Origin of the sequence: Desulfatiglans anilini DSM 4660 (genome assembly GCF_000422285.1) — a bacterium.
Classification (GTDB): Bacteria; Desulfobacterota; DSM-4660; order Desulfatiglandales; family Desulfatiglandaceae; genus Desulfatiglans; species Desulfatiglans anilini.
In genome coordinates this window covers 1-8,956 of sequence record NZ_AULM01000070.1, presented here as the reverse complement: position 1 = coordinate 8,956, position 8,956 = coordinate 1, and the positions used below count along the sequence as shown (strand labels likewise).

Here is an 8,956-nt window from a genome sequence, read left to right as displayed (position 1 = left end):
ATATTTTATGTGACAAATAATAATGCTGGTGGCGGTCTAAATTTTGGAGCATCGATAGAATTTAGAATGGGAACATTTACAAGCGGTGCAACTCCAGTCCAAGGTCAAATAGGAACCCTTTTACAAAATGGCACTGATGCAGCATTTGGTTCTGATATGGCATTTTATACTTCCAATAATGCTGTGTTATCAGAAAAAATGAGGATATTAAGGAATGGTAACGTCGGTATTGGCACCACCGCTCCCGCGCAGAAGCTCCAAGTTGCCGGCCGGATCAGAATGGACACTTGGACGGCCGACGGCGACGTGGCGGTTTACTACAACAGCGGCACCGGAGACATTGGAGTCACCGCTTCCGATGAAAGGCTTAAAACCAATATTGAAACCATCCCCAATGCTCTTTCCATTATCAAAAACATCCGAGGAATTACCTTTAATTGGAAAGATAAATCTATGTCTGGGGACAAATCCATTGGTATCATTGCTCAGGAAGCCTTGGCGGTAATGCCGGAACTGACTTTCCCCATTACCGGACCGGATGGGAAAGAATACCTAGGTGTTCACTATGACAAGATCTCTCCCATTCTCATTGAAGCGGTCAAAGAGCAGCAAGAGCAAATTTCCAATCTGCAACTTTCCGTTTCCAATGAATTTTCTATCCTCAATGATTCAATGACTAATCTGGATTCCCGCCTCTTTGGTGGTGAAACAAGCCTGGAAGACAAGATTGCCGTTATCGGAGCGGATTTGACCGAACTGGAGGATGATTTCAAAGCATTGGCTGGCCGGGTTCAGGGGCAAGAAGAGTTTTTTGACTCCTTGACTGTTACCACCGCCGGCCTGACGGAATCGGTGGCTACCCTGACAGAGCTGTATGGGGATCACGAGACAAGGATTGTGGCGTTGGAAAATATGGTGGCGGAAGGATTGAGCGGCGGCGATGGGGTCCCGGCGGAGCTGGAAAGCCTGAAGGAGTTGGATTCCCGGTTGGTGCTGGAGGACCTGGGAGCTGATGGATACCGGTTTGACATCGATGGGAATTTGAAGGTGAAAGAATTGGAGGCGGAAAAGATCCACGCCAAGGAAGCTGCAATTGAGAAATTGCAGATCGGGAAGATGAAACAGGTAATCCTCGAGTCCCCTTCCGGCGCCTGCTTCAAGCTGGAAATCAACGACCAGGGCCAAATCGAATCGGAAGAAGTTGATTGCCAAACAGAGACGGAGGAATAACTGGTTAGAAAGAAAAAGAGGCTATGCCGGCACAGTTTTGGAGGGCTTGTTTTTCTTTTTAAGGCGGGCGTCAAGCTTGACCAAAACAGCTGTCAAACGGCGCAGCCCCCGAAGGTGCGGTGAGTTTATCCGGAAATCCAAGATCAGTTCGGAGTAGATATCAGAAAGTTCGAATATTAAAAAACCAAGATTTCCTTGGTTTACTATTTGCGGATCCGCCTGCCCGGGCGGTTTTTCAATTGCAAGATTCTTTGTCCAGCCTGAGACAGCCAGGCATTGAAGAAAATCCTCGGCCTCGATGGCGGCAGAAAGGAAGATGTTGTCGGAAGGGTCTTTTTCTACCGCTGCTATTTTCAATTTTCCCAAGGTGAAAATGGCCAGTTTTTCCAATCTGGCTAAAGCGATGTTTATTTCATCCTTTGAAAGGCCTTGTTTTTGAAGGATTTTCCTTATCTTGGGATAATCCAAAACGGCTTTGATTTCGCTGGCAATAGAAGCAGAAAGGACCAGGCGGAGCCGGCCCTGAACAATCAAGGTGAGAATATTAGCCGGCGGACTCTTGGGAGTAAGAAAGCCGCTGATAAAAATGTTGGTGTCCAGAACCACCCGGATCATTGGTTCTGAGCCTGGACCCGGGAAGCTCTTACTGAAGAGATAGCCTCCCCGATTGCCTGGCCTAATTCTTTCTTATCAGCCCCCTCCATCTTCTTCCAGATAGCCTGCAGGGATTCTTTGGCCTCATCCTGGCTTTGAAGCAGCTGGTAATAGCGATCCATCGGGATCATTACCACCATCGGCCGGCCGGACCTTTCTATGATGTAATCGTCCCCTTTAATAGCCACTTCATTCATCACCTGGCCAAGATTCTGTCTTGCCTTCATAGCGGAGATTTTCTTGAGCATTTTCATACCTTTATATTAATTATAATGACTATATCAATTGACATAATCATTATATAATAATGGTGAAATTTGTCAAGGGCCCGCCCCCCTGCTTTTCTTTCTAACGGGTTAGGGAGAAAAATCTCAAAATTAGTGGTTCAAACCAGGCATACAATATATGGTATAAAAAAAATTGTTGCCCTATATATTGACAAAATAAAGGAGCTCACTATGGCAAAAAGAAAAGTAGTTTACGTAACCCCAGCTACAAAAGGTAATTGGAGTGTAAAAACTGAAGGAGCTGAAAGAGCATTAAAAAATTTCGAAAATAAAAAAGATGCGGTTGATTTCGGACGGCAAGTCGCTAAAGATGCCAGCGGACAACTTAAGATCCAGAAAAAGGATGGAACTTTCCAGACAGAATATACCTACGGAAACGACCCATATCCACCAGAGGGATAAGGAGTGATTTGGTAAAAATTAACGACTGTCTCCCGGAAAGCGCACAGTATAATCTGGACCTTTGTGGAGTATAGATATCTGGTACAAAAAAGCGTTGGGATCAGCGAATTCGGAGGCTTTATTTGTTTTCTATGTCCACCCTAGAACCAAATTTTTCTTGACTATCATGTAAAATTCGCCATGATTTACGCTCATTATCTGGCTCATTATCATCCTCGTAAATATTTCATTTTAGTTCTGACTATGTTTGGGCTATACAGACATATCTAAATTTTATTAGGAGGAATAAATGGATAGACTGGAAGGACTTTGGACTGTTTCTTTTCAATCAAATTTTCAAAGTTTTGGCGCAGGCGTTGCCGTTTTTTCACAGAATCAAATTCTAGGTGGTGATTCATCTTATTATTATAATGGCAATGCAACTATAAAGGACAATAAAGTAGAATCCAAGATACATATTGTTAGATTTAACAAAATGGGAACGTCAATTTTTGGCAATTTAGATTCATTTTACTTAAATGTGACTGGCAATATTTCTATCCCTACAATGCAGTTAAGTGGTTGTATGATAGAACAGCCTACTATGAAAATTACTTTACAATGCAATAAAGTCACCGGCTTTGAACAGGCTTAATGTGATGGAATTCGATCATCTAAAAGTAATTGATTGGATCAGAGCTAATTGGACTAAGCCTTCGGAATGCCCAATTTGTGGCAGTGATAATTGGGTAATCGGTAATCACATTATCGAGATGCATTCCTCTTTACCTGGTAGTCCCATTTATCCATTCTTTTTTGTCATCTGCCGGAAATGCGCTTATACAATCTTTTTTAATGCCGTTGTAGCTGGACTTGTTAAAGTAAGCCCTAATAGTAAAGGTTATAAAAAGGAATGACTTCAGGGCCAGATAAAATACAAATAGAAAGAAATTTCCAGATTTCTATCCCTTTATCTAGCTCTGAACGAGGAATAGCGGTCCGATTATCCGATTGGAAAAGAATAAAAAGAGATTTAATTAAAGCATCGACTCCCACAAAAAGCTATTCACCCCTTTATAGCGCTCTTTTAGGTTTTAGCGGGTCAGCTTTACTAAGTGTATTTCCCCACGCAATTATTCAAGATCTACCAGCATGGATGTTACCAACTAGTATTGCGCTTGTCTTTGCACCATTATTATGTGCATTTTTAGTAATTTACCTTGATCGTGATCTTCGGAGCAGACATAAATCAATGATAGAAGAGCTTCTTGCCGATATCGATGAGATAGGAAGCCGATTTAATTTAGATCCTGAAGATACCGAGTAAAAACATGAAAAATTATGATCGTTCGTTTTTTATCTAAAACACTGCTTATCATTAATGCAATTTAGCCCTGAGCGAAGCATGAAAGGTTATTTAATGCCTTTATCACGGAATATCTTTTCGCCAACTTTCTTAAGGCGATTAATCTCTCCGGTATCTAAAATTTTCTGATAATAAATTTGATATTTGATGTTTTGTCTAAACACCGCTTGCACCAAATGACCATGTTGGTACGATTCTACTAAGATTAGCACGGCAACCCCGTCCCTGATACTTTCACAATAATATGAAAAGCCACGAGTTGGATCAAAGTAAAAAGCGCCAGGAATAAAAACAGTGTCATAGATCTTTGTTTGAGGATTTTTTCCTGAATATTTTACATTGGCTGGAAATAGAGCATTCAACACAATTAATGCAATATATATCGCACTTCTGTGCGAGTTAACTACTTTATCTAATTTACAATTGGGCTGATTATATCGTACGCTGGCACTACATTGGACCGTTATTAATAAATCCTTTTCAATTATGGGCAAACCCAATTTATATGATTGTTCCGCTAATTTTGATAGACAATGGGTAGCAGGGAATTTTTGTCCTTTTACCTTTATAAAATATTTCAAAATTTTCTCAGCCGCTTGCAAAGAAGCCCACAGAGATTGGCCATAGTTAGCAGAGCTATCTATTGCAAAACGTGCGGAAGATTCAAAATCCGTAACTGCTCCTAAAGCTAGATCGTCTTTTTGGCACAGGCTGTGAATTCCATTAAATAGGCTTTGTGCATCTATGTAGTAGTTGAGAATAGCGTTTAGTTCTACATCTGTAAGTTGGTTAGCAAGTCCTTGAGGCAGATTGTCAATCAAGCGGAGAAGATTAAGCTGTGGTTTTTGATGAGGTTTTCCGGGTTTGTTGATTACAAAGTCTCTATAGTGGTTGTTTAGGTTTCTATCGCAAACCACTTCGATTGCCCCAAATATCATTGGGCATTTGAGTAGCCAAGCATCATTACGTATTATTATGACAGAATATCCAATTGAAAAATCTATTTTCAACCGATTGCCATAACGGAGATTATACCATTTTAAAATATGGGCTGAGAGACTTGGACCTTCATAGAGATTTGGAATTGGATCTGATTGAATAGGGGCAACAAGCAAATGCATATTGAGTGTTTTAGAAACCGCCTCAATAGCGCGAAGCGGTCTCGCGTGAATGGGGATTCCCTCTTCTCGGAATGCCAAATCTACATTCTCCATCATTGATTCAAACTCTGCTTCTGATGTTATTTTTAATCCCATTTGCTATCTCGGCAATGTTTAGAATAATTGGACAATTACAAAAATTTGTGCGGCAGGTTGAAAATTGTGTATGGCAAGTAAAGAACTTGGCGTTAAGCCAAGGATCATATCAATCCATTCGAATCAATAATACAAGGTAATTCGAATGTATTATTGAAAAAAGTGATCTATCAAGCTGTGCTCCCTGCGTTTTGCTTCTGAGAAAGAAAAAATAACTTACGTTTGAGGAGAGGTAAATCAGTTTAACGGCAATATTTTCTCACTGCCCCCTCGGAAATCCCCAGCTTCTCCCCGATTTTCCTGTAGCTCAGGCCTTTCTCACGGAGGCCCCGGGCCTTTTGGAGAGTATAGAGCGCCACCGGAGGCCTTCCGAGGCGCTTGCCTTTGCGTCTGGCGCTGCCCAGGCCGGCTTTCACTCTTTCGGAAATGATGTCTCTTTCGAATTCGGCAACGGCGCCGATCACCTGGAAGACCAGCTTGCCGGTGGGTGTAGAAGTATCGATTTTATTATCATACGAAACAAAATCAATCCCCAGGGATCCCAATTCGTCCAGGGTGTTGATCAGGTCCTTGAGGGACCGGCTGAGGCGGTCCAGTTTCCAAACTAAAAGGGTGGTGAATTTCTTCTGGCGGGCCTCGTCCATCATCTCCTTGAAGGCCGGCCGGGAAGTGTTTCTTCCGGTAAATCCCTGGTCGATGAACTCCTTGTACAGCGTCCAGCCGGAACGCTCGATGTAGCTCTTGAGCTCCTCTAATTGCAGGTCCACTTTCTGCTTGTCGGTGGATACGCGGGCGTAAATGGCGACGGATTTATTCTTCATCATGGATCGTTCTTAAAAAAGTAGCCGGATCCATAATCCGGATCCCCTCGTAGGCTTTAAGATCGGTAAGGTGATGATCCCCGCTGACAATAAAATCCGTGTGGCCCTCCACCGCACATTCCAGATAAATGTTGTCCGAGGGGTCGTCTTTTATGACATCCAGACGCTTGGCGGGCTGAACTATTTGAGCAATCGATGCAATGTATTTCAAAAAAGCGTCGATAGCCTTTGGTTGTAGCTGGTGGATTTTCTTTATCTTCGGATAGTGCAGGACGGCTTGAATTTCTGAAAGGATTTCAGGAGACAGGACAAGCTCTATTTCCCCTCCCCTAACCATATCAAGTAGTCGGCCAGGATTGCTTTTTCCTTTGATAATCGCGCTGATGAAGACATTGGTATCGAAGACGACTTTATGCATCGGCGTTAGCTTTACGTTTTTTAGCTGTGGCTGTTTTAGCGGTTCTAATCGCCTCTCCGATGGCTGCGTCAACCTCCTTTGGATCAGCCCCTTTCATTTTTTCCCGAATTTGCGCCACTCCATCAAAAAACTTTTCCATGGCCTCGTCCTTGTCAAGCACCACTTTCGGTTTGACAAAGAAGCCGAACCCGGAGCGCTCGATTTCCAGCAAATCCCCGTCCTTGATTTTCAAAGAGTTTCGGAACTCCTTAGGGATGGTGATTTGTCCGTTTCGGATGACTTTTACCAGCGGCATGGCTTCCTTCTCCTGGATATTGGGACGATTTTTTTTCTTCATATATTTTACACATTACGTAATTATGTAATAATTATAGCAGGTGCAGAAAGCTTGTCAAGGCCAGCGTCTGGTGCGTTAAGCCTTTCTCAATAAATCATGGGTGCCGATGCGCCGGAGGAAAAAGAGGTCCTCGTAGATTTGGAAGGTGAAGCGATAGCCTTTGGTAACTCTCCCCTCCCATATGTCTCGCGGATCCTGCATTTTTTTAGCATTCAATGAGGGGTGATGGAAATCAGAAAGCAGTCGCTCTAACTGTTTGTCGGCGGCTTTTTGGATGGGGGCTGGAAGCCGGCGGTAATCCTTGATGAACCTTTTGGAAAAGGCCAGCTTCATCTTCATATTTTTGCGGTCTTTAGGGCTTTGATGGCCTCGGCGGCATTCTCGAAGGGCCCGACGATATCACCCTTACGGACATCCTTGTCAACCTCGGCTTCTTTCTCCTGCCACTCCCTGGTGTAGAAATACTCCTGGTCGGGCTGGATCACCTTCACCGGCCGAAGGACGATGAATTCATCCTTGGTGTCCACTTCGACGTAATCCCCTTCCGCCAAGTTAAACTTCCTGCGGAGGCCGTGGGGAATGGTCAGCTGGAAATTTTTCCTGATCTTCATCAGCGCCATATCCTGCTCCCTAATCTTGACGTATTTGTTCATATTTGTCAATTTAAGAAATTATGAATTTTCTAATTTATTAAAATTATAGCACGGCCGGCCGTAGTGTCAAGGGTCTTGCCCCGTGCTTTCCTTCCTAATGGGTTGGGAAGAATAGATTTTTAAATTGACATGCTTATAAAGCTGTGATTTTTACAGAAAAGCAGGGGCAAGAGGACACTGGACAAGCGAAGCTTGCGCTGGGATGAAACCCCGAGCGTAAGCTCGGGGAGCTTCATATGTAAACAAAATTCCAGAACGTAAAGCAAAGGTGTATATAAAAAGCTTTCCCACCGATGGATCTTTTCCCTGCACTAACCGTATTTAGTCTACCATGAAATAATTAACTTGCATCGCACTTTTATAAAGGAAATAACAATGATAAAATATGCTCGACTCATGGATGCTTTACTACTCATTAGTTTTTCTATTTTTTTTGCATGCTCGACCGATATCAATCCGAAAGCCAATGAATTATATGTGGCCGCATCTAAAATTTTAGACGAAGCAAAAAATTCGACTAATAATTATATGGAAACCTTTCAATTATATGCAAAAGCTCGGCAAAAGATTGATACTATCATACAACGATATTCTTCTTCCAATATCGCCGTTAGTCTTATGTCTGGGCAGTCAAAAATATCTAATCTAACACTTGAAGAATTTAAAACCCTAGAACATTCTCTCAAATATTTAGCCGATTGTGATACTAACCCACTTACTTGTGCCGTGCTTCTAGCTAATAAAATAAATGATCCCTTTTTATTATCTTCTTCATTAATTACGATTGCAGATGCTTATGATTATGTAAAATATGAAAGAAAGGTAATAGGATTACTATCACAAGCGTACAATAGTGCGCTACATATCACAGATGAAAAAAATCGCATTGAGTCGCTCAGCGGGGTTGCCGAATCTTATGCGAAGCTAGGAAAAACAGAAAAAGCCACTAGAATACTGTCTGAGGCACTGAACATCGTCAGTTCTCTTGAAGATATCGCCCATATAAGCAACTCATTACGTTATATCCTAAGTGCATGCGAAAAGATTGGAGGGACTGAAGGAATTTTAGCCTTATTATCGCGAATGTATCCGACTGTTTTTCTGTTAATAAACGATGACTTTTATAAACCTATTTCATTTTATGAGCTTGCATGTACGTATACTGAAATAGAGCAATTTGATAGGGCAATTCAGACAGCTTTATGCATTGCAGACGAAATTTGGATGTCTGCTGCTTTTTCCCGTATCAGTGATAAATACGTGTCGAGTAATCAATTAGAAAAAGCGCTAGAAATAGCGACGAAATTTAGCAAAAAATTTTCTGCATCTGATAAAATTAAAAATGTTATCCTAATTGCAGATAAATATTTAGAATCTGGCCAAAATACAAAGGCTTCCAATCTCGTTTTTCAAGCATTGGAAATTGCGAATAGCATGGAAGGTCAGAATTCTAGGGAGAAGGTAGAGGCATTAACGAATATCAGTGATAAATATATCCTGATGGGGGATAAAGAGAAAGCTTCGGAGGTCCTACTGCTAGCGTTGGGAAGTGT

13 protein-coding genes are annotated in these 8,956 nt (G+C 42.1%); 5 read left to right on the top strand and 8 right to left on the bottom strand.

From position 1 onward, the window contains the following. A partial coding sequence (locus tag H567_RS0120520; RefSeq protein WP_161626667.1) for a tail fiber domain-containing protein occupies positions 1 to 1,230 on the top strand: 1,230 nt, incomplete at its 5' end. A gap of 21 nt (positions 1,231 to 1,251) precedes the next feature. Here H567_RS0120520 and H567_RS26340 read toward each other — a convergent pair. Both H567_RS26340 and H567_RS26335 read right to left on the bottom strand, forming a co-directional pair. Next, positions 1,252 to 1,845 carry a putative toxin-antitoxin system toxin component, PIN family gene (locus H567_RS26340; RefSeq protein WP_035255530.1) on the bottom strand — a complete coding sequence of 198 codons (594 nt, stop codon included), beginning with the start codon at positions 1,843 to 1,845 and terminating at the stop codon, positions 1,252 to 1,254. Then, complete coding sequence (locus H567_RS26335; protein WP_035255528.1) at positions 1,842 to 2,132, bottom strand: type II toxin-antitoxin system Phd/YefM family antitoxin; 291 nt, start codon at positions 2,130 to 2,132, stop codon at positions 1,842 to 1,844. The genes H567_RS26340 and H567_RS26335 overlap by 4 nt, the downstream gene beginning before the upstream one ends. A gap of 210 nt (positions 2,133 to 2,342) precedes the next feature. Between H567_RS26335 and H567_RS28180 the strand changes: the two genes are divergently transcribed. From H567_RS28180 to H567_RS28825, 3 genes are all read left to right on the top strand, one after another. Then, positions 2,343 to 2,573 (top strand): DUF2188 domain-containing protein, encoded by a 231-nt coding sequence (locus H567_RS28180; RefSeq protein WP_084517661.1) that lies wholly within the window; start codon positions 2,343 to 2,345, stop codon positions 2,571 to 2,573. A 289-nt stretch (positions 2,574 to 2,862) separates the two neighbouring features. Next, positions 2,863 to 3,207 carry a GrlR family regulatory protein gene (locus H567_RS28175; RefSeq protein ID WP_084517659.1) on the top strand — a complete coding sequence of 115 codons (345 nt, stop codon included), beginning with the start codon at positions 2,863 to 2,865 and terminating at the stop codon, positions 3,205 to 3,207. A 258-nt stretch (positions 3,208 to 3,465) separates the two neighbouring features. Next, a complete protein-coding gene (locus tag H567_RS28825) occupies positions 3,466 to 3,879 on the top strand; it encodes a hypothetical protein (protein WP_153306304.1) in 414 nt (137 codons plus the stop codon). Between the two features lie 86 nt (positions 3,880 to 3,965). Here the strand turns inward: H567_RS28825 and H567_RS28170 are convergent, their stop codons facing one another. From H567_RS28170 to H567_RS0120485, 6 genes are all read right to left on the bottom strand, one after another. Next, the gene (locus H567_RS28170) at positions 3,966 to 5,174 is read right to left on the bottom strand and encodes a HEPN domain-containing protein (protein WP_084517657.1); all 1,209 of its coding nucleotides are present in this window, start codon (positions 5,172 to 5,174) and stop codon (positions 3,966 to 3,968) included. Positions 5,175 to 5,416: 242 nt separating this feature from the next. Continuing rightward, on the bottom strand, positions 5,417 to 5,998 hold the full coding sequence (locus H567_RS0120505; protein ID WP_028322830.1) for a recombinase family protein: 582 nt from the start codon (positions 5,996 to 5,998) through the stop codon (positions 5,417 to 5,419). After that, positions 5,985 to 6,413: a putative toxin-antitoxin system toxin component, PIN family gene (locus tag H567_RS0120500; RefSeq protein WP_028322829.1), complete on the bottom strand. Its 429-nt coding sequence runs from the start codon at positions 6,411 to 6,413 to the stop codon at positions 5,985 to 5,987. Before H567_RS0120500 ends, H567_RS0120505 begins: the two co-directional genes overlap by 14 nt. Then, a complete protein-coding gene (locus H567_RS0120495; protein WP_084517655.1) occupies positions 6,406 to 6,750 on the bottom strand; it encodes an AbrB/MazE/SpoVT family DNA-binding domain-containing protein in 345 nt (114 codons plus the stop codon). Before H567_RS0120495 ends, H567_RS0120500 begins: the two co-directional genes overlap by 8 nt. Positions 6,751 to 6,825: 75 nt before the next feature. Then, positions 6,826 to 7,089, bottom strand: a complete 264-nt coding sequence (locus H567_RS0120490; protein WP_051185169.1) for a hypothetical protein — start codon at positions 7,087 to 7,089, stop codon at positions 6,826 to 6,828. After that, a complete protein-coding gene (locus tag H567_RS0120485; protein WP_208598439.1) occupies positions 7,086 to 7,403 on the bottom strand; it encodes an AbrB/MazE/SpoVT family DNA-binding domain-containing protein in 318 nt (105 codons plus the stop codon). Before H567_RS0120485 ends, H567_RS0120490 begins: the two co-directional genes overlap by 4 nt. A gap of 375 nt (positions 7,404 to 7,778) precedes the next feature. Here H567_RS0120485 and H567_RS28820 point away from each other — a divergent pair. After that, positions 7,779 to 8,956: tetratricopeptide repeat protein (locus H567_RS28820; protein WP_153306303.1), on the top strand; the 1,178-nt coding region annotated here is incomplete at its 3' end.

Bases quoted from the DNA above. Each gene is read 5' to 3' on its own strand.
- H567_RS0120500 (WP_028322829.1), bottom strand. From the start codon at position 6,413: ATGCATAAAGTCGTCTTCGATACCAATGTCTTCATCAGCGCGATTATC.
- H567_RS28825 (WP_153306304.1), top strand. From the start codon at position 3,466: ATGACTTCAGGGCCAGATAAAATACAAATAGAAAGAAATTTCCAGATT.
- H567_RS28180 (WP_084517661.1), top strand. From the start codon at position 2,343: ATGGCAAAAAGAAAAGTAGTTTACGTAACCCCAGCTACAAAAGGTAAT.
- H567_RS0120505 (WP_028322830.1), bottom strand. From the start codon at position 5,998: ATGATGAAGAATAAATCCGTCGCCATTTACGCCCGCGTATCCACCGAC.
- H567_RS0120490 (WP_051185169.1), bottom strand. From the start codon at position 7,089: ATGAAGATGAAGCTGGCCTTTTCCAAAAGGTTCATCAAGGATTACCGC.
- H567_RS0120485 (WP_208598439.1), bottom strand. From the start codon at position 7,403: ATGAACAAATACGTCAAGATTAGGGAGCAGGATATGGCGCTGATGAAG.
- H567_RS0120495 (WP_084517655.1), bottom strand. From the start codon at position 6,750: ATGAAGAAAAAAAATCGTCCCAATATCCAGGAGAAGGAAGCCATGCCG.
- H567_RS28170 (WP_084517657.1), bottom strand. From the start codon at position 5,174: ATGGGATTAAAAATAACATCAGAAGCAGAGTTTGAATCAATGATGGAG.
- H567_RS26340 (WP_035255530.1), bottom strand. From the start codon at position 1,845: ATGATCCGGGTGGTTCTGGACACCAACATTTTTATCAGCGGCTTTCTT.
- H567_RS28175 (WP_084517659.1), top strand. From the start codon at position 2,863: ATGGATAGACTGGAAGGACTTTGGACTGTTTCTTTTCAATCAAATTTT.
- H567_RS26335 (WP_035255528.1), bottom strand. From the start codon at position 2,132: ATGCTCAAGAAAATCTCCGCTATGAAGGCAAGACAGAATCTTGGCCAG.